Origin of the sequence: Frankia sp. CpI1-P, assembly GCF_001421075.1 — a bacterium.
Lineage (GTDB): Bacteria > Actinomycetota > Actinomycetes > Frankiales > Frankiaceae > Frankia > Frankia torreyi.
This window is the reverse complement of sequence record NZ_LJJX01000012.1, coordinates 1-18,690: the sequence shown is the minus strand read 5'-3', so window position 1 is coordinate 18,690 and position 18,690 is coordinate 1. Positions and strand designations below refer to the sequence as shown.

The window sequence follows — 18,690 nt, the reverse complement described above, 5'->3', positions numbered from 1 at the left end:
GGGTGTGGGCGGTGTGGATGTCGGCGAGGGTGGTGTGTTGGTGTTCGAGGACGAGGGCGGTGTAGCGGGCGGCGACGTGGCCGTTGGGGGTGTGGACGCGGGCGCCGCCGTGGGCGCCGCGGCGGACGCTGATGAGGGCTTCGGATTCGAGGACGCGGAAGGCTTCGCGCAGGGTGGGGCGGGAGACGCCGAACTGTTCCATGAGGACGGCTTCGGGGGGGAGGGCGTCGTCTTCGTGGAGTTCGCCGCGGACGATCTGGCGGCGTAGGTGGGCGGCGACGAGTTCGGCGGTCTTCGGAACGCGGACATGCTGCCCGACGCGGTTCGTCGCGAGCAGCGGGCCGGACAGCGCGCGGGCTGGGGTGCCGGGCGACCCGGCGGTGGCCGCCGCGCCGTCCGCCCCGCCGGTGCGCGCGAGGCGTACCGGGTGCGGCGCGATGCGGGGTGTCGAGGTGTCGGTCGGCTGCGTTAACGACATGATCTTGTGCTCCCCCTGGTGGCGGCTGCCCGGCCGGGTACGTCCCCCGTTTCGGGCTGCGACTAATGATGTACGGATAGTGGTCACTGCGATGAGTTGGCTACGAACCGTGCTTACAAAGTCGCATTGTGGCAGCGTGCCGGAACCTGGGGGAGGCGGGGCTGGTGGAGTACCACGCTGTGATCCGCATTCTGTTACTCAGAGTGCATAAGATTGGCGACATGCCATCCGCGCACCGAGCTGATCACTTCGGCTGGGATGGGGCCGCTGGAACCGGAAACGCGACGGCCGCGACGCCGTTGACCAGGGACGCCGTCCCGGCCGTCAGCNCAGCGTGGTAGACGGGACGAGAAGGCGCGCCAGGACGCTCGGCCGGGACCCGACGGCCCCGATCTTGGCATCGACTACAGCCAGTCGTTATCCGACGTGCGGACCGCGGTCTCAGACCGCGGCGGCGACCCGGTCGATGCCGCCGGAGGTCTCCAGTGCCTCGACGGTCACCGCGACCGCGTGCACGACCGAGGCGACCCGGATCGCGTCCTGGATCACCTCGCGGGTGACCCCGCGGCCGCGCAGCTCGTGCTCGTGGGCGGTCAGGCAGCGGCCGCAGCCGTTGATCGCGGAGACCGCCAGCGACCAGAGCTCGAAGTCGACCTTGTCGACACCGGGGTCGGCGAGGGCGTTCATCCGCAGGCCGGCCCGCAGCCGGGAGTACTCCTCGTCCTCCAGCAGGTGCAGGCTGCGGTAGTAGACGTTGTTCATCGCCATCAGCGCCGCCGCGGTGCGCGCCGCGGCGGCCGCCTCGGCGGTCAGGTGGTCGAGCGCCTCGGGCTCCAGCTCGACCAGCGCGGTGCGCCCGCGGCTGGCGATGGCCGCCGCGAGCACCGTGCCCCAGAGCTGCTGGGCGGACAGGTTCGACTGGCTGGTCACCGAGCCGAGGTTGAGGCGCAGGTCGCGGGCGTAGTCGGGAAGCAGTTCCCGCAGGCGGGCGACGGCCATCAGGCCGCCACCTCGGCCGGGGCGGGCGCCGCGGCACCCAGCGTCGCCTGGCCCTTCTGCCAGTTGCAGGGGCACAGCTCGTCGGTCTGCAGCGCGTCGAGCACCCGCAGGACCTCCGCCGGGTTCCGCCCGACGCTGCCCGCGGTGACCATGACGAACTGGATGACGTTGTCCGGGTCGACGATGAAGGTCGCCCGCTGCGCCACGCCGTCGTCGCCGAGCACCCCGGCGGCGGCGGTCAGGTCCTTGCGGATGTCGGCGAGCATCGGGAAGGGCAGATCGGTCAGGTCCGGGTGGTTCTGCCGCCAGGCCAGGTGGACGTACTCGCTGTCCGTGGACACGCCGAGGACCTGCGCGTCCCGGTCGGCGAACTCGCCGTTGAGCCGGCCGAACGCGGCGATCTCGGTGGGGCACACGAACGTGAAGTCCTTCGGCCAGAAGAACACGACGCGCCACGCGCCGGGGCGGCTGGTGGCGGTCTCCCGGACGAAGGCGGTGTCGGGGTCGTTGGAGACGACTCCGGTCAGGTCGTAGGCGGGGAAGGCGTCGCCGACGGTAAGCACGTCGAGGTGGTCCTCTCTGCGGTGGTGATCGGGTCTGCGGGGGTGATCGGGTCTGCGGTGATGTTCGGGTCTGCGGTGGTGATCGGGCAGGACCCACTCTCGCTACCATCGACCCAGAAAGGAAATCGAAAGATTCGGCAAGTTTGATAGCCTCGATCTATGGCTACTCCGCAGCCGACGCTCACCCAGTTGCGTGCGCTCGTCGGCGTCGCCGACCACCGGCACTTCGGCCGGGCGGCGGCGGCGCTGCACGTGAGTCAGCCGACCCTGTCCAGCGCGGTCGCGGCGCTGGAGCNCACCCTCGGCGTCCAGCTCGTCGAGCGCACCACGCGCAGCGTGCTGCTCACCGCGGTGGGCGAGCAGATCGTCACGCGAGCCCGGGGCGTGCTCGGCGCGGTCGACGACATCGCGGAGGTCGCGGTGCGGGCCCGTGCCCCGCTGACCGGCGACATCCGGCTCGGCGTCATCCCCACCGTGGCGCCCTACCTGCTGCCGCGGCTGCTACCCACGCTGCGCGGACGCTGGCCGCAGGCGCGCCTTCGGCTGCGCGAGGCGCAGACCGCGACCCTGCTGGCGGAGCTGCGCGGCGGCGCGCTCGACCTGGCGCTGCTCGCGCTGCCCAACGACGAACCGGGCATCACCGAGATCCCGCTCTACGACGAGGACTTCGTCCTCGTGACGCCCGCCGAGCATCCGCTGGCCGGCGGCAGCGCCGTCCCCGTCGCCGGCCTCGCCGGCCAGGACGTGCTCCTGCTGGAGGACGGGCACTGCTTTCGGGCGCAGGCGCTGGACGTCTGCCGGGAGGCCGGGGCGCGGGAGCGGGCCACGCTGCGGGCGGCCAGCCTGTCGACGATCGTCCAGATGGTCGCCGGCGGGCTGGGGCTGACGTTGCTGCCCGCCGCCGCCGTCGGAGTCGAGGTGGGGGAGGGCCGCGGCCTCGCGGTCGCCACCTTCCGCCGCCCGGCGCCGCACCGGCGCATCGGCCTGGCCTACCGGGCGACCTCGGCGCGCGTCACCGACTGGGGACTGCTGGCCGCGGAGGTCCGCGCCGCGCTGCCCGGGACGGAGCTGGACCTCAGCCCGGTCCCGTCGGTCTAGCCGCCTTCCCGCCCGGTGTCGATCGGCGGCCGAACGGTCACGCCGCGCGGCGACTTCGTGCGCCGCCGGGTCTCGGCGGGAAATCCGGGTAACCCGGGCCGGGTGAACACCCNCAGCCCGGCTCGCGGCGTCTCGCGGCGCTTTCGGTGACCGCTCGGCACATGTTCATCCCCGCTCATCCGCGGCTGAATGCTGCGGGCTTCGTCACGTTTTATCGACGGCCGGCGGGACAGCTAGACAACGTCCGCGACCGGCTGCCGCCGGCGTTCGGCCGACGGGTCGGACCGAGGCGATCACACAGGTGGGTCGCGGCACCACGGCTGGATGGGGTCGGGACGCCGGCCACGACAAAGGTGGTGCACGTGCCCGTGCAGAGGTATGCCCCGATCGCCGGTATGCGAGACACGTCCGTGTCATGCATATGTAACCGGCCGGCCGTAGCGTAGGCCGCCATGAGCGACGCACGGAACGTGGCCGTCGGCGTCGAGGAGGAGTTTCACATCCTCGATCTCACCACCCGCCAACTTGTTCCCCGGGCCGAGGAAATACTGCAGCGGCTGGACAAGGACTCCTTCTCTCCGGAACTGTTGAAATCCGTCGTCGAGACGAACAGTCAGCCGACGGTCGATCTACTGGCCCTGCGATCCAACCTGCTGGACCTGCGCCGCCGGCTGGCCGAGGCGGCGGGCGAGCTGGGGCTCGGGCCGGCGGCGTCGGGCACCGTGCCGATCCTCGACATGGATCTGCTCGACGTCTCGCGGGACGCCCGCTACGAGCAGATGACCGAGGACTACCAGATCGTCGCCCGGGAGCAGCTCATCTGCGGCNCCCAGGTACACGTCGACGTCGCCGACCGCGACCTGGCCATGGCCGTCGTCGCCTGGACCGCCCCCTGGCTGCCGATGCTGCTGGCGCTGTCGGCCAGCTCGCCGTACTGGCTCGGCGCCGACAGCGGCTACGCGAGCATGCGCACGCTGGTCTGGCAGCGCTGGCCCACCGCCGGCGTCGCCGGGTCGTTCAAGACCGCCGCCGAGTACGACCAGCTCATCGCCGATCTGATCAAGTCCGGGGTGATCAGCGACCCGGGCATGGTGTACTTCGACGTCCGCCCCTCGGCCCACCTGCCCACCGTCGAGCTGCGCATCTGCGACGCCTGCCCGGACGTGGACAACGTCATCCTCATCGCCGGGCTGTTCCGGGCCCTGGTGGGCCGGGCGATCGAGGAGATCGAGGCCGGCGGCCAGGCCCCGCCCCCGCGCGCCGAGCTGCTGCGGGCGGCGACCTGGCGGGCGGCCCGGTCCGGGCTGGAGGGCGACCTCGTCGACATCCTCGGTGCGGGCCCCGTGCCCGCGCGCGCCATGCTGCGCCGGATGCTGGAGGAGGTGCGCCCCCAGCTCGAGCGCTACGACGACTGGGAGCTGATCGACAACCTCGCCGAGCAGGCGGCCGGCCGGGGCAGCTCGGCGCTGCGCCAGCGCCGGGCGTTCGCCCGCCGCGGACTGCTCACCGACGTCGCCGACCTGATCCTCGCCGAGACCCGCGACGTCCCGCCGGCCGGCGCGTCGCTCGGTGCCGCGCCCGCGGTGTCCGCTCCCGACCAGATCGCGCCGATCCTGCTGGAGCGCTACCAGCCGACCGGCTACGACGAGGTCGTCGACGAGCACGGCGCCGTCCGGCCCCAGTACCGGGCGGTGATGCGCACCCTGGAGCGGCTCGGCCCGGACACCCTCGACGAACGCGTCGGCGCCCGCGAGGCCGAGCAGACCGACCGGGGCATCACGTTTCGGGTCAACGGGGACTCGGCGAGCCGGCCGTTCCCCTTCGACATCGTGCCGCGCATCGTCGCCGCCGACGACTGGGCCGTGCTCGGCCGGGGGCTCGGGCAGCGGGTCCGCGCGCTGGAGGCGTTCCTGCACGACATCTACGGCGAGCGGGCCGCCGTCGCCGACGGCATCGTCCCGCCCTGGGTGGTCAACGATGCCCCCGGGCTGCGCCACGGCGGCCGCGCCCCCGGCCGCGACGCGATCCGGATCACCACCGCCGGCATCGACCTCGTCCGCGGCGGTGACGGCGGCTGGCTGGTGCTCGAGGACAACCTGCGGGTGCCGTCCGGGATCGCCTACGCCGTGGAGGGCCGCCGGCTCGCCGAGTCGGTGCTGCCCGAGCTCGGGCCGCCGCCGGGCATCCTGCGGCTGGGCACCGTGCCCGCCCTGCTGCACGACGCGCTCGTCGCCGCGGCGCCACCCGCCGTCACCGGCGAGCCCGCGGTCGCCGTCCTGACCAGTGGGCCGGCCGACTCCGCCTACTTCGAGCACGCCATGCTCGCCGAGGAGATGGGCGTCCCGCTGGTCGAACCCGACGCGCTGCTCGTCGACGACGACGTCGTCTACCGGGTCGACGACGGCCGCCGCCGCCGCGTCGACGTCCTCTACCGGCGCATCGACGAGGACGAGCTGTTCGGCGCGCCGGGCGCGGACGACGCCCCGCTCGGCCCGGCGCTGCTGCGGGCGGTCCGCGCCGGGCGGGTGAGCGTCGCGAACGCGCCAGGCAACGGCATCGGCGACGACAAGGTCGTCTACGCCTACGTGCCCCGGATGGTCACCTACTACCTGGGTGAGCAACCCGTCCTCGACGACGTGCCGACCTATGTCTGCGGCGACCCGGAGCAGTGCGAGCACGTGCTGGCCAACCTCGACCAGCTCGTCGTCAAGCCGGTCGACGGCTTCGGCGGCTCCGGCGTCGTGATCGGCCCGCACGCCGAGCCGTACCAGCTCACCGCGGCCCGGGAGCGGATCCTGGCCGACCCGCGGCGCTGGATCGGCCAGGAGGTGGTCTCCCTGTCCACCCATCCGACCTGGCACGACAGCCACCTCGAGCCGTGCGCGGTGGACCTGCGGGTGTTCGTCTACGCCGGCACCGAGCCGGTCGTCGTGCCCGCGGCGCTCAGCCGGGTGGCCCCGCCCGGCAGCCTCATCGTCAACTCGTCCCAGGGCGGCGGTTCCAAGGACACCTGGATCCCGCGCCGCTGAGCTGACCCACGACCGCCGTCGTACCCCGCCGAGGCTCTCGGCGGGGCATGACGGCGTGCCGGCGGGCGAGTGCCGGCGGGCGGCAGTTCCGGCGAGCGAAGCGGTCCTCGGTCGCAACCGTGGGGACACGAGGCTGAAATCTCCGGCGTCGAAGGTGGACGGACGATCGTGCACCCTCATGCCGGGCAGGACTGCCCGGGGAATGGATCTCACCTGAACTGACTGATCGACGGGAGCGCACATGTGCGGGCTGAGTGGTGAGCTGAGGTTCGACGGCCGGGGAGCGGACGTCGACGCGGTGGTGCGGATGACGGCCACCATGGTGCCGCGGGGCCCGGACGGCGCCGGGGTGTGGTCGTCGGGACCGGTCGCGTTCGGCCACCGCCGCCTGAAGATCATCGATCTGTCCGAGCGTGGCGCCCAGCCGATGGTCGACAGCGAGCTGGGCCTGACCACCGCGTTCAACGGGTGCATCTACAACTACCAGGAGCTGCGCGACGAGCTGGCCGCCGCCGGCTACCGCTTCTTCTCCACCTCGGACACCGAGGTGATCGCCAAGGCCTACCACCACTGGGGCACCCGGTGCGTGGACCACTTCGCCGGCATGTTCGCCTTCGCGGTCGCCGAGCGCGACACCGGCCGCCTCGTCCTCGCCCGCGACCGGCTCGGCATCAAGCCGCTGTACCTCGCCGCCGACGCCGAGCGGCTGCGCTTCGCCTCCACCCTGCCGGCGCTGCTTGCCGGGGGCGGCGTCTCCTCGGACATCGACCTCGTCGCCTTCCACCACTACCTGTCGTTCCACTCGGTGGTGCCGGCNCCGCACACCATCCTCGCCGGAGTACGCAAGCTGCCCGCCGCCACCGTGCGGGTCGTCGAACCGGACGGGACCTGGACCGACGAGGTGTACTGGAGCCCGAGCTTCACCCGCGACCCCGCGCACGCCGACTGGACCGCCCGCGACTGGCGGGACGCCATCGCCGAGAAGCTGCGCGTGGCGGTGCGCCGGCGCATGGTCGCCGACGTGCCCGTCGGGGTGCTGCTGTCCGGCGGGCTGGACTCCAGCCTGATCGTCGCCCTGCTCGCGGAGGCCGGCCAGCACGGCCTGGCCACGTTCAGCGTCGGCTTCGAGGCGGCCGGCGGCGAGTCCGGCGACGAGTTCGCCTACTCGGACATCATCGCCAGGCACTTCGAGACCGACCACCACCAGATCCGGGTGCCGGGCAGCCGGCTGCTGCCCGCCGTCGACGCCGCCGTCGCCGCGATGAGCGAGCCGATGGTCAGCCACGACTGCGTCGCCTTCTACCTGCTCTCCCAGGAGGTCTCCCGGCACGTCAAGGTCGTGCAGTCCGGGCAGGGGGCCGACGAGGTCTTCGCCGGCTACTCCTGGTACCCGCCGCTGGCCGGCGTCGCGCGTGACCAGACCGTCGACGCCTACCTGCGGGTCTTCGCCGACCGACCGCACCGCGACATGCCGGCGATGGTCGAGCCGCACCACCTCATCGAGGCCGATGCCAGCCGGCACTTCGTCGCCTCCCACTTCGCCCGGCCGGGCNCCGAGACGTCCGTCGACGCCGCGCTGCGCCTCGACTCGACGGTCATGCTCGTCGACGACCCGGTGAAGCGGGTNGACAACATGACGATGGCCGCGGGCCTGGAGGCGCGCACCCCGTTCCTCGACCACGAGCTGGTCGAGCTCGCCGCGGCCTGCCCGCCCGAGTTCAAGCTCGCCTCCGGCGGCAAGGGCGTGCTCAAGGACATCGGCCGCCCGCTCATGCCGGTCGACGTCATCGACCGGCCCAAGGGGTACTTCCCGGTGCCGGCGATCCGCCACCTGGACGGCCCGTTCCTCGACCGGGTCCGCGACGCGCTCACCGACCCGGCGGCGAAGTCCCGCGGCCTGTTCCGCCCGGCGTGGATCCAGGCGATGCTGGCCGCCCCGAACGACAACCGCACGACCCTCGGCGCGAACGCCCTCTGGCAGGCCGCGCTGCTCGAGATGTGGCTCCAGACTCAGGGAGTGACGTGACGCTACAAAGTGACGTGACGCTGGGCAGTGACACGGTCCTGGGGAACGTGATCCGCCTCCCCAGGTCGGGGCGTGCCGGTCGGCTCGGGGAGTCCGATCTGGGGCGGGAGTGGGTGGCGGCCGAGGGAGTGCGGGCGCCCGCCCTCGCGTCCGACGGCCGGCTCGCCTACGTCGCGGACGGGCCGGCCGGGCCCGCCCTGTGGATCCGGGACGCCGACGGCCGGCGGCGTCGCGTGGACACCGGCCCCGGGCATGTCCGCGCCGCGCTGTGGTCGCCGGCGGGCGACCTGATCGCCGTGCACGTGGCGCCCGGCGGCGGGGAGCTCACCGAGGTGCGCGTCGTCGCCGCCGACGGTGACGACGGCGGCCCGCGCAGCCTGGCCGGTGGGGACGGCCGCGCCGCTGTGCCGGCCCGCTGGACCGCCGACGGGCTCGCCCTCGTCGTCACCGAATCCGACCGCGCCGACCGGGCCGGGCGCACCGCCGCCGTGCTGGTCGGTCTCGACGGCCGGCGGGCCCGGCTCGCCGAGGGCGTCGCCCTGCAGGTCTGCGACCTGGTCGACCTCGATCACGCCGGCTCGGCCGGCCCCGGGGTTCCCGGTGCGGGCGGCCCGGGCGCGCAGGACACGATCTCCGGTGGGCTCGCCGGCGTCGGCGGGGGCGATCCGCTGGCGGGCGCCTACCGGCTGCTGCTGCGGGAGGGGCCGCGCGGGGTTCGCCGCGCGATCGTCGTCGACGTCCGGCTCACCCCGCCGGCGGGCGGCGGTGCGGCCCACTCGTCGTGGGAGCTGCCCGGCGGCACCGCGACCGTCCTCACCGGCCGCTTCACCGCGGGCGGGCGTCGGGTGCTGCTGGTGAGCGACCTCGGCCGGCAGCGGGCCGCCCTGCTCGACGTCCCCGTGGACACCCCCGGCTCCACCGTGGTGATCGCCGAGCGTCCCGACGCCGACGTGGAACGGTTCGTCCTGCTCGGCCGGCCCGACCCCGACCCCGAGCGGGCGGCCGCCGACCCCGAGCGGGCGGTCGTCGTCTGGAACGTGGCGGGACGCAGTGAGCTCACGCTCGTCGACCTGTCGGGCGGCCGGTGCCGGCCGCTGCCGGCACCGCCCCGCGACGTCGTCACCGCCCTGCAGGCCCGCCCCGACGGCCAGGAGCTGATCCTCGCCCTCGAGGGCGCCGCGGCCCCCGGGGAGCTGTGGACCTGCGACCTGACCGCCCCGGCCGGCGCCGGCCGGCCGGCGCTCGACCCCGCCCGCTACCGATGTCTGGTCTCGCACGCCCCCACCCGCCCGGCGGCGCTGGTTCGCCCCGTGCCGCACACCCTCACCGCGCACGACGGCCAGGAGCTGGCCGGCTGGTGGTACCGTCCGCCGGCGCCGCCGGGCCCGCTGCCGACCCTGGTGTACCTGCACGGCGGCCCCGAGGCTCAGGAGCGTCCGACGTTCAACCCGCTGTTCCACGCGCTGCTCGCCCGCGGGATCGCCGTGTTCGCGCCGAACGTGCGCGGCTCCACCGGGTACGGCCGGGCCTTCGAGGAGGCCGATCACACCCACCGCCGGTTCGACGGCATCGAGGACGTGGCGAGCTGCGTGCGGGACCTCGTCGACACCGGCCTGGCCGACCCGGAGCGGATCGGGATCGCGGGGCGCTCCTACGGCGGGTACCTGACGCTGGCCGCCCTGGTGCACTTCCCGCAGTTGTTCCGCGTCGGCGTGGATGTCTGCGGCATGGTCGACCTGGAGTCGTTCTACCAGCACACCGAGCCGTGGATCGCGGCCTCCGCGGTGACCAAGTACGGCGATCCGGTCACGCAGCCCGCGCTGCTGCGGGCGCTGTCGCCCCTGCACCGGATGAGCGCCCTGGCGGCGCCGCTGCTCGTCGTCCACGGCGAGAACGACACCAACGTCCCGGTGATCGAGGCCGAGCAGACGGTGGCTGNGGCCACCGCCCGTGGCGTCGACTGCCGCTACCTGCTGTTCCCCGGCGAGGGGCACGAGGTGGTCGAGCTGGCCAACCGGGTCCGGTTCGTCCGGACCGCCGTCGACTGGCTGGCCGCGCACCTGCTCGCTGCGCGGCTGCCGCAACCGCGCAGCGTCTCGCCAGCCCCGCCCGCCCTGTCGGCGTCGCCCGCCGGGCTCGGCTCAGGTGGTCCGGCAGGTTCGTTCGAGCAGGACGAGCTCGCCCACCTCGTCGTCCTCGGCCCGGCCGATGGCCGCGAAGCCCAGGCGGGCGGCGACCGCGAGCGCCACCCCGGCGTGGGGTGGCAGGGTCATCAGCGCCCGGCGCACCCGAGGTTCGCGGAAGGCCCAGTCCAGCAGCAGGCAGCCGCTCTCGACGGCGTAGCCGCGTCCGGTGTGTCCGGCGAACGTCGCCTGGCCGAAGGTGACGCAGCCGTCGGCGTCCGGTGGGCCACCGAGGCCGGGTGAGGCGACGGCCGTGCCCGTGGCCCCTTCGACGGCCAGCCACGTCCACCAGCCGGCGGCCGCCGACTCGGTCAGCGACCGGCCGCGGACCGGGCCGAGGGCGGCGTCGAGCAGCGGCGGCGGCTGGATGCCGGTGGTGATCCGGGTGCCGGTGAGTGACTCCAGCTCACCGCACCGCCCGGCCCGCAGCGCGCCGATGCCGGCCACGGTCAGCGGCCGCAGGACCAGCCGCGGGCCACGCAGCACCGGCTCGGCGACGATCCCGGCCGGCGACCGATCGCCGCCGTCTGTCCGGCTGTTCTCCACGCCCCTCACCCCGCTCCGGATCCCACCCCGTGCCGGCTTCATCAGGGCGTCACCCTGGCGCCGCGTGCCGCAACCGCCCGCTGCCGATCGGCGGCGGGCGGACCGATGGCCGCAGCAGGGTAGCCCGCAGCGGCGCCCCGCGGCGAATCGTTTTCCGGACGTCACCGCGGCCGGGAAGGACCGGGACGGACGGACGCGCAGGCCATGGCGGCCGGGCGGAACCCGCCCGCCGGGGCCGGCGGCGGGGCCGCGGTGACCGACTCCACCGGTTCCGGCCGGACCTCGGCACGCACATCACCTGATGGCACTGACACAATACGGCCCGTGAAAATCGAGGAGTTGGAGGCGGAGCGGACCTGGTTGGCATTCGACCCCATGCGCCAGTTGCGCCCGCATCTGACGTCGACGGGGTTCGTCCGGCTCGTCAACGAGGTACAGCGGCCCGAAGGGTACCGACTCGTCGCGTCCTGGGACGGCGAACTCGGCCGGGTCGCCGCCGCGCTCGGCTTCCGGCAGGTGAACTCGCTGGCCGCCGGGCGGCACCTGGCCGTCGACGACCTCACGACCCTGCTCGCCGCGCGCGGACGGGGCCACGCCACCCGGCTGCTCGCCTGGGCGGAACGGGAGGCTCGCCGCCTCGGCTGCGAACACATCCACCTCGACGCCGACACCCACCGCCACGAGGCGCACCGCCTCGCCCTGCGCGCCGGCTACTCCATCTCCGCCTTCCACCTCACCCGCCGCGTGTAGGTGCACGAGCAGGTCCGAAGCCCAGGCGGGCAATGATCGGCAAGGTCGATGGTCGTCGAGGTCAAGGTCGAGGTCGAGTCGCGCGGGGAACCCTCATCGCACTGCCCAACCGGCCACACGGGCGGGTACGGGTAGCCCCCCGGCGAACTGACCGGGCAGCTCCGTCGCCCGGTGGTGGCCGGACGATCTACCGTCGGCTCAGTCGNACGGACCACGGCCGTGGTCCGCCGGGCCGGTCCGGTCGGAGACGGCGCGAGGGGGTGGCGGTGAGTCCGGTGCAGGCGACTGACGGCGCGGGTCGCTTCGGCGGTCCGGCCGGGTCGGGGCGGTCGGCCGGGTCGGGGCGGGGGGTGCTGCCCGTGCTGCGGCGGACGTACGCGGGGCCGGCGTGGGCGGGCACGGCCTTCGTCGCCCTGACCGGCGCCGTCGCGCTGCCGGTGTTCCTCGCGGTGCTCGTCCCGATCCTGCTGGGCGTGCCGCTGTTGCTGCTGGCCCTGATCGGGGTGCCGCTGATCTGGTTCAGCCTCGTCGTGGCGAGCCTGTCGACCCGGTTCGACGCCTGGCGGTTCGAGACGATGCTCGGCCGCCGGTTGCCGCTGCGGCGTTCACCCGTGCGTGACCCGGACCGCCGGTCGGGGCTCGTCGGCCGGTTCGGGGCCGAGCTGCGGCGGTTGCGGGCCGGCGGAAGCTGGCTCAACGTGCTGTACGTGCTGGTCGTGGCGCCGCTGTTCGGCTGGTTCGGCGGCTGGCTGCTGTTCGCCGCCTGGGGCGGTGGGCTGGCCTTCCTGTTCTTCCCGGCCTACGGGTACGCCCTCGCCGGGGGAGACCGGATCTTCGGGCAGTACCTCGGCTACGGCGGTGCGGTCGCCCTGCACGTGGGCCTCGGGGTCGCCGCGCTGCTCGCCGCCCCCTGGCTCGCCCGCGGGCTGACGGCGGCGCACTATCTGGCGGCCCGCTGGCTGCTGTCCCCGCGCGGCGAGGAGCTGCTCGCCCAGCGGGTGGAGGACCTGGAGTCCAGCCGCGCCGGGATGGTCGCCGCCGCGGCGGCCGAGCGGCGGCGGATCGAACGTGACCTGCACGACGGCGCCCAGCAGCGGCTCGTCGCCGTCGCGATGACCCTCGGGCGGGCGCAGGCCCGCTTCGCCGAGGATCCGGACGCCGCCGCCGGCCTGGTCGCCGAGGCGCACGCGGAGACGAAACGGGCCCTGGCCGAGCTGCGTGACCTTGCCCGTGGCATCCATCCGTCGGTGCTGACCGACCGTGGGCTGGACGCGGCGCTGTCCGGGCTCGCGGCCCGCTGCCCGGTCCCGGTCACCGTGGACGTGGACCTCGACCCGGCGCGGCGAGGCGAGGCCCCGCCAGGCCGAGGCGATGCCCCGCCAGGCTGGAGCGATGACCCGCCAGGCTGGAGCGATGACCCGGCATGGCGGCGAGATGACCCGGCGTGGCGGCGAGATCCGGACGCCGAGGCGGTCGCCTACTTCTTCGTGGCCGAGGCGCTGACCAACATCGCCCGGCACGCCCGGGCGTCCCAGGCCCGTGTCGTCGTGCGCCGCGGCGGGGGACGGCTGACCGTGGAGGTCGCCGACGACGGCCGCGGCGGCGCCCGGGAGAGCGGCGGCAGCGGGCTCACCGGCCTGCGCGACCGGGCGCGTGCCGTCGACGGCAGGTTCAGCCTGACCAGCCCGCCCGGGGCGGGCACGACCGTGCGTCTGGAGCTGCCGTGCGCATCATGATCGCCGAGGACTCGGTGCTGCTGCGGGAGGGGCTGACCAGGCTGCTCGAGGACCTCGGCATGACGGTGACGGCCGCGCTCGGCGATGCCGAGACGCTGCTGCGGGCGGTCGCGNCCGAGCCGCCGGACGTCTGCGTCGTCGACGTGCGCCTGCCCCCGACGTTCACCGACGAGGGCGTGCGGGCCGCCCTGGTCCTGCGCCGGCAGTGGCCGGGCGTGGGGGTGCTCGTGCTGTCCCAGTACGTCGAGGAGCGCTACGCGGTCGACCTCATCACCGGGCAGGCCAGCCGCGGCGTCGGCTACCTGCTCAAGGACCGGGTCTCGGACGTGGCGGACCTCCACGAGGCGCTGGCCCGGGTCGCCGCCGGCGGCACCGTGCTCGACCCCGAGGTCGTCGCGCAGTTGCTCGTCCGCTCGCGGCGCCGCGACCCGCTGGACCGCCTCACCCGACGGGAGACCGAGGTGCTGCGCCTGATGGCGGAGGGCCGTTCGAACGCGGCCGTCGCCGCCGCGCTCGTCGTCACCGAACGGGCCGTGGAGAAACACGTCACCAGCATCTTCGCCAAGTTCGACCTTCCGGTGGCCGAGGACGACCACCGCCGCGTCCTCGCGGTGCTGCGTTTCCTGGACGCGGCCGACGGCGGCGCCGGCCGTCCACCCGCAGCGCCGCACAGCGCCCGGAGGTGGCACCGTCATGCCTGACCCGACACTCGAGCCTGACCCGACACTCGAGCCCGCCCCGGCACTCGCGGCACGCGAGCCCGTCTCCACGCTCGAGCCCGATCCGTCACCGCGGGGTGGCAGGGCGATCGCTCTGACCCTCGGCGGCATCCTGGCCGTCGTCCTCACGGTGATCGGGGGGCTCGCCGTCGTCGACGCCACCTCCGGGCGCGGCCAGCGCGTCGAGCGTCGCGCCCTGCCGGCCTCGGTCACCAGCGTCGTCGTCCGTACCCCGAGCGGCGACGTCCACCTGCGCGGACCGGACGCCGCACCCACCGGCGGGACCCGCACGCCCACCGGGACCCGCACGCCCACCGGGACCCGCACGCCCACCGGGACCGGCGCTGACGCCGGGGTCAGGCTGATCGCCAGGATGTCCGGCGTCGTCGAGGTGCCCGAGCTCGTCGTCCGGGTCGACGGCGACACGGCGTACGTCACCACCCGCTGCGGGACGACCTGGGACTGCTCGTCCGACTACGACCTCGAGCTGCCACCGGGAGTGGCCGTCGCCGTGGACACGTCCTCCGGCGACGTCACCGCGGAGGGCCTCGGCGGCGAGGTGCGNCTGCGGACCTCCGCCGGGGACGTGACGGTCAGCCGGCCCAGCGGCGAGCTCGACGTCGTCAGCGGCTCGGGTGACATCCGGGTCCGTGAGGCGCGCACCGGCCGGCTGCACGCCTCGACGTCGTCCGGGGAGGTGCGGGTCGACCAGCTCCTCGCCCCGAACGACCTCGACGTCCACAGCTCGTCCGGAGATGTGCGGGTGCTGCTGCCCGTCGACGGCGAGGGCTACGCCGCCGAGGTGACCACCGATTCCGGGGACCGCACGGTCAACATCCAGAAGGACCCGGCGGCGTCGCGCCGCCTGCGCGCCACGACCTCCTCCGGCGACATCTCCGTGACCTACCGGGACGCGTCCTGACCGGACCGCCTCCGCACCGTCGAGGGCGTGCGCCGTTCCGGTGGCGCCGCCGCGATCGGTGCTGCGGTCGGCGTCCCGGCCGGGGAGATCGTCACGGACCCGCGTCGAGGGGTGGAGCGTTCGGCGTCCCGCAGCAGGTCGAGGGCGTGGCGCAGGCGGGCGTTCTCCCGGTTCAGGCGGCGGATCTCGGCCTGGTGCCGGCTGGCGTCCGCCGGGTCGGGCGCGCTGTCGGGCGACGTCGCCTGGCGTACCCAGGTGCGCAGGGTCTCGGCGCTGATCGTGAGGTTCGCGGCCACGGCCTGGATCGCGGCCCATTCCGAGGGGTGCCGCGCCCGCGCGAGCGCGACGGCGGCGACGGCGTGGGCGCGGAACCGTGGGGGATAGCGGGTGGGTCGTGACATGACGGCTCGCTTCGGGGTTCGAATGCTGAACCTGGGAGGACAGGGTCGGCGCAGGGGTGCGGGTCGGGAATCGGCGCGGGGTCTGGCGAGGGTGGGGCGGCCGGCGCGGGGGCGGGATCCGGTTCAGGGGGGCGGGGCGGACTGTGCGGCCGCAGGCGGCGTGGCGGGGGNGGNGAGGGGGATGACGCGCAGCGAGCCGCCGGGCGGGACGGTGGGGGGATCGGACGGGTCGCCGAGGGATTCGCCGGGTGCCGTGCTGGTGGCGGCGGTGGCCGCAGGCGGGGGCGGCCCGGTGGCCGGGCGGCCGGCGACCGGGTCGGCGGCCGGACGGGGTGCGGACGCCGATCCTGTCGGTGCCGAACGCAAAGGTGCCGGTGTCGGTGTGGGTGTGGGTGTGGGTGTGGGTGCCGGGGACGGAGACAGGGGCGGCGAGGTCGGCGGGGGTGGGTAGGCGGGTAGGGGTGGCACCGGGGCGCCTGGCGTCGCCGCGGTTCGGGGCGTGGCGTCGGTGGCGGCGTAGCCGGTGGTGTAGCCGGCGGTCCAGGCGAGGACGGCGCGGACGTAGCTGGTCGAGGGGTTGTAGCTGAAGATCGCGGCGCGTAGCTGAGCGGGGTCGGCGAGGTCGCGACCGTGCCGGCAGAGGTAGCCGGCGGCGGCGAGGGTGGCGTCGTCGACGTTGTCGGGGTCGGCGCGGCCGTCGCCGGAGTTGTCGCGGCCGGCGCTGGCCCAGGTGGTGGGGATGAACTGCATCGGGCCGACGGCGCGGTCGTAGCGGGTGTCGTGGTCGAGGGTGCNGTGGTCGGTGTCGCGGAGGAGCGCGCGGCCGTCGTGGCCGTCGAGGGGTGGGCCGAGGATCGGGCGGGTGAGGGTGCCGTCGGCGGTGAGGGTGTGGCCGGCGGCGTGGCCGGACTCGATCCGGCCGATGCCGGCGAGGAGCTGCCAGGGGAGGTGGCAGGCGGGGTGTTCGGCGGCCGTGCGGACAGCGGCCGCACGGTAGGCGGTCAGCATGCGGGTGGGGATCCGCCGTTCGGTGGCGGTGAGGACGACGGCGGCGGCGGTGGGGGAGCGGTGGGTGGCCGCGGCGGCGAGCGTCCGGTCGTCGGGGACAGCCGCCGACGCGGTCGGGGGCACGGTCGGGGTCGGGGTCGGGGGGGTGGTGGGGGCGTCGGTGTCGCTCGCGGCTCGTAGCGTGGGGATGAGGTCGGGTAACCGGTCGTCGTAGCCGCGCGTCGGCGGATGGACCACGACGGCGGGGGCGTTGAGGCGAGCGGTCGGCGATGGGCTGCGGCCAGTCGGGGTCGTGCCGGGCATCAGGCTGAGGGCGACGAGCAGCCCGATCATCGGGATGGTGGCCAGGGCGCCGGTCGGGCCGGACCGCCGGCGAGCGGGCGCCCCGCCTCGGCCCTGGGCGGGGATCGTGGCGGGGCGATGCCGGCCGGCCGTGTCGGTGGAAGCCCGGTGGCGGCCGGGCTTCTCGGGGGAACGCCGGTGGCGGCTCATACCGTTCGCCTCCCTGCGACATCGACGGGTCGGGTCTCGTCCGCGGCCGTGATTGCAGCCGCCGGTGTGCGCGGTGCCGGCGGCCCCAGCCCATGCGGCAGCCACGCGCCGTTGCGCCGTCGCCCGTGCCAGGGAATGCGGGAAAGCGCGGCTCGGCTGTAGGCGTTCGATCTTGCCGCGCGTCATTGCGAGGCGCAGTCGAAGGTGTCATCCAAAACAAAGAAACCGATCGGGCCAGGGGCACTCCCGTTCCAGTGGCGCCCTGGTCCGAAGGAGGACTGTGGCATAACTCCGGAGGCTTATCCAGTCCTTTGGAAAGAGAACTTCCCTGCTGCCCATAACGATCAATTGGCTGCCAGCCGCAAGAGAAATCGTCACGGAGAGTAGCTCCAAGCCTGGGAGCTGGGCGTTAGCGCGGACACACGGAGGCGGCGTCCGGCTTCGCGTGGTCCGGCGGCCTCGGGCCTCGCGCCCCGGCGCCCGGCCGGATCCGGCCGGACGACGCGCGAGCCGGCACGGGAATCGCCCGAAGGTGGGGAGTGGAGCCGGCTCTTCTCGCCGGCCGGGTACCTCCCCCTGCTCCGCAGGGCTTTTCGGAGGCGGGAGGCCGTCGACGGCAGCCGTCGACCACGGCCGTTCAGGGTGGCCGTCACCTGCGGATACGACGGTCGTCCGCCATCCCGGTGGTTGGGTTGTAGGCCGAATGTGGGCCCGTACCGACTTTCATGTTTCGGCGAGGTAACACACCACTGTGTGATGCGCGCCATAAAAGTAACGCAGCGACACCTCTGTTGCGGGCAAGCGATCAATCNCGGTCACTGAAGGTGACGGGATTGTCGGGTCGATTGGCTTGCTGGCAGGCCAGTGAGTACGCGAGGTAGCCGCGGTTTCCGGCCACCCCCGGGGATGGTCACGGCGCGCGACACAACCCGATCCCAACTGGCGATCATCTTCTTGTACGCCGGTTGATCCCTCTGTCATTTTCGGAGATCCGCGCGGTCTTCGCTCCCCTCGGGGGGCCGCGCTCGTAGCGCCTTCGGACTTTCGTTTCCGGTGGATCGGAGTTGGCGTAATGCGGGCCCTCCCCGTGTGTTTTCGCATGTCACTGACCCGTGCTCTGTGCGTTCTGCTGGCCGCCGTTCTGGCCGGGACAATCGTGCAGTTCGTCCCGGCGGCTCGGACCGCGGCACGGGCGGCCACACCGGCGGGCCCGGCGCAGTCCCCGCCGCCGACGGGGCCGGCGCAACGGCCGGATCTCGTCTCGGCGCAGCTTGCGGCGCGTGCGGAGAAGCGGCGGATCGAGGTGACGGATGCCCGTACGGAGTCGACGTCGACGTTCGTGAACCCGGACGGGACGGTCACGGTCGACTCCTATTCGGGTGTCCGCCGGGTCCGCCGCGGTGACGGTTGGGTGGACGTCGACGCGACGCTGGTGCTGGCGGACGGGAAGGTCACGCCGAAGGTCGCGAAGGCGGGGATCGTGCTGTCGGCCGGGGGGAAGGCGGGCGGTGACGTGGCGACCCTGGTCGACGGTGGCCGCGAGCTCGCCTTTGCCTGGCCGGGCGCGCTGCCCGCGCCGACGCTTGCCGGCAGCACGGCGACCTACGCCGACGTGGCGCCCGGCACCGATCTGGTGGTCAAGGTCGTTCCGACGGGTTACGACGTGCGGATCGTCGCGCACACCGCGGCGGCGGCGCAGGCGGCGTTGCGGTTGCCGTTGCGGTTGAAGGGGTTGACCGC

12 protein-coding genes and 12 pseudogenes are annotated in these 18,690 nt (G+C 74.1%); 17 read left to right on the top strand and 7 right to left on the bottom strand.

Annotated features, from left to right (window positions below):
* The 3 genes from FF86_RS10350 to FF86_RS10335 all read right to left on the bottom strand — a co-directional run.
* Window positions 1–478: FadR/GntR family transcriptional regulator (locus tag FF86_RS10350; RefSeq protein WP_131729371.1), on the bottom strand; the 478-nt coding region annotated here is incomplete at its 3' end.
* A 441-nt stretch (window positions 479–919) separates the two neighbouring features.
* Window positions 920–1,477 carry a carboxymuconolactone decarboxylase family protein gene (locus FF86_RS10340; protein ID WP_044888575.1) on the bottom strand — a complete coding sequence of 186 codons (558 nt, stop codon included), beginning with the start codon at window positions 1,475–1,477 and terminating at the stop codon, window positions 920–922.
* On the bottom strand, window positions 1,477–2,040 hold the full coding sequence (locus FF86_RS10335; RefSeq protein ID WP_044888574.1) for a peroxiredoxin: 564 nt from the start codon (window positions 2,038–2,040) through the stop codon (window positions 1,477–1,479). The genes FF86_RS10340 and FF86_RS10335 overlap by 1 nt, the downstream gene beginning before the upstream one ends.
* A gap of 159 nt (window positions 2,041–2,199) precedes the next feature.
* On the opposite strand from FF86_RS10335, the pseudogene FF86_RS45310 reads away from it, so the two are divergent.
* From FF86_RS45310 to FF86_RS63650, 10 genes and pseudogenes are all read left to right on the top strand, one after another.
* Window positions 2,200–2,335 (top strand): annotated as a pseudogene (locus FF86_RS45310) (LysR family transcriptional regulator); the annotation flags it as partial.
* 1 nt (window position 2,336) lies between these two features.
* Window positions 2,337–3,138, top strand: an 802-nt coding sequence (locus FF86_RS10330) for a LysR substrate-binding domain-containing protein (protein ID WP_242418513.1), incomplete at its 5' end; no start/stop codon positions are given.
* Window positions 3,139–3,590: 452 nt separating this feature from the next.
* Window positions 3,591–3,965 (top strand): annotated as a pseudogene (locus FF86_RS45305) (glutamate-cysteine ligase family protein); the annotation flags it as partial.
* A gap of 1 nt (window position 3,966) precedes the next feature.
* Window positions 3,967–6,167: carboxylate--amine ligase/circularly permuted type 2 ATP-grasp protein (locus FF86_RS10325; RefSeq protein WP_242418512.1), on the top strand; the 2,201-nt coding region annotated here is incomplete at its 5' end.
* 241 nt (window positions 6,168–6,408) lie between these two features.
* Window positions 6,409–6,983: pseudogene (locus FF86_RS45300) on the top strand (N-acetylglutaminylglutamine amidotransferase); the annotation flags it as partial.
* 1 nt (window position 6,984) lies between these two features.
* Window positions 6,985–7,719 (top strand): annotated as a pseudogene (locus tag FF86_RS45295) (asparagine synthase-related protein); the annotation flags it as partial.
* Between the two features lies 1 nt (window position 7,720).
* Window positions 7,721–7,793: pseudogene (locus tag FF86_RS45290) on the top strand (hypothetical protein); the annotation flags it as partial.
* A gap of 1 nt (window position 7,794) precedes the next feature.
* The coding region (locus FF86_RS45285; protein WP_242418511.1) for an asparagine synthase-related protein at window positions 7,795–8,193 on the top strand (399 nt) is incomplete at its 5' end.
* A pseudogene (locus FF86_RS64040) lies at window positions 8,079–10,131 on the top strand (S9 family peptidase); the annotation flags it as partial. The gene FF86_RS45285 and the pseudogene FF86_RS64040, both read left to right, overlap by 115 nt.
* Window position 10,132: 1 nt before the next feature.
* A pseudogene (locus tag FF86_RS63650) lies at window positions 10,133–10,244 on the top strand (hypothetical protein); the annotation flags it as partial.
* Between the two features lie 90 nt (window positions 10,245–10,334).
* Here the strand turns inward: FF86_RS63650 and FF86_RS45270 are convergent.
* A complete protein-coding gene (locus FF86_RS45270; protein WP_242418510.1) occupies window positions 10,335–10,922 on the bottom strand; it encodes a GNAT family N-acetyltransferase in 588 nt (195 codons plus the stop codon).
* A 324-nt stretch (window positions 10,923–11,246) separates the two neighbouring features.
* Between FF86_RS45270 and FF86_RS10310 the strand changes: the two genes are divergently transcribed.
* The 6 genes and pseudogenes from FF86_RS10310 to FF86_RS45260 form a co-directional block, all read left to right on the top strand.
* Window positions 11,247–11,672: a GNAT family N-acetyltransferase gene (locus tag FF86_RS10310; protein WP_044888581.1), complete on the top strand. Its 426-nt coding sequence runs from the start codon at window positions 11,247–11,249 to the stop codon at window positions 11,670–11,672.
* Window positions 11,673–11,947: 275 nt separating this feature from the next.
* Complete coding sequence (locus tag FF86_RS10305) at window positions 11,948–13,408, top strand: histidine kinase (RefSeq protein ID WP_242418509.1); 1,461 nt, start codon at window positions 11,948–11,950, stop codon at window positions 13,406–13,408.
* A pseudogene (locus FF86_RS45265) lies at window positions 13,396–13,521 on the top strand (DNA-binding response regulator); the annotation flags it as partial. The gene FF86_RS10305 and the pseudogene FF86_RS45265, both read left to right, overlap by 13 nt.
* A 1-nt stretch (window position 13,522) precedes the next feature.
* A partial coding sequence (locus FF86_RS10300; protein ID WP_242418508.1) for a response regulator transcription factor occupies window positions 13,523–14,109 on the top strand: 587 nt, incomplete at its 5' end.
* Window positions 14,102–14,691, top strand: a pseudogene (locus FF86_RS65770) (hypothetical protein); the annotation flags it as partial. The gene FF86_RS10300 and the pseudogene FF86_RS65770, both read left to right, overlap by 8 nt.
* Before the next feature lies 1 nt (window position 14,692).
* The coding region (locus tag FF86_RS45260; protein WP_242418507.1) for a DUF4097 family beta strand repeat-containing protein at window positions 14,693–15,049 on the top strand (357 nt) is incomplete at its 5' end.
* On the opposite strand, the gene FF86_RS10290 is transcribed toward FF86_RS45260, so the two are convergent.
* From FF86_RS10290 to FF86_RS31800, 3 genes and pseudogenes are all read right to left on the bottom strand, one after another.
* A complete protein-coding gene (locus FF86_RS10290; RefSeq protein ID WP_063870365.1) occupies window positions 15,031–15,450 on the bottom strand; it encodes a transposase in 420 nt (139 codons plus the stop codon). The genes FF86_RS45260 and FF86_RS10290 overlap by 19 nt on opposite strands.
* A 171-nt stretch (window positions 15,451–15,621) precedes the next feature.
* Window positions 15,622–16,244, bottom strand: a pseudogene (locus tag FF86_RS63645) (lytic transglycosylase domain-containing protein); the annotation flags it as partial.
* A gap of 1 nt (window position 16,245) precedes the next feature.
* A pseudogene (locus FF86_RS31800) lies at window positions 16,246–16,950 on the bottom strand (hypothetical protein); the annotation flags it as partial.
* A gap of 1,099 nt (window positions 16,951–18,049) precedes the next feature.
* On the opposite strand from FF86_RS31800, the pseudogene FF86_RS10280 reads away from it, so the two are divergent.
* Window positions 18,050–18,690, top strand: a pseudogene (locus FF86_RS10280) (sugar-binding protein); the annotation flags it as partial.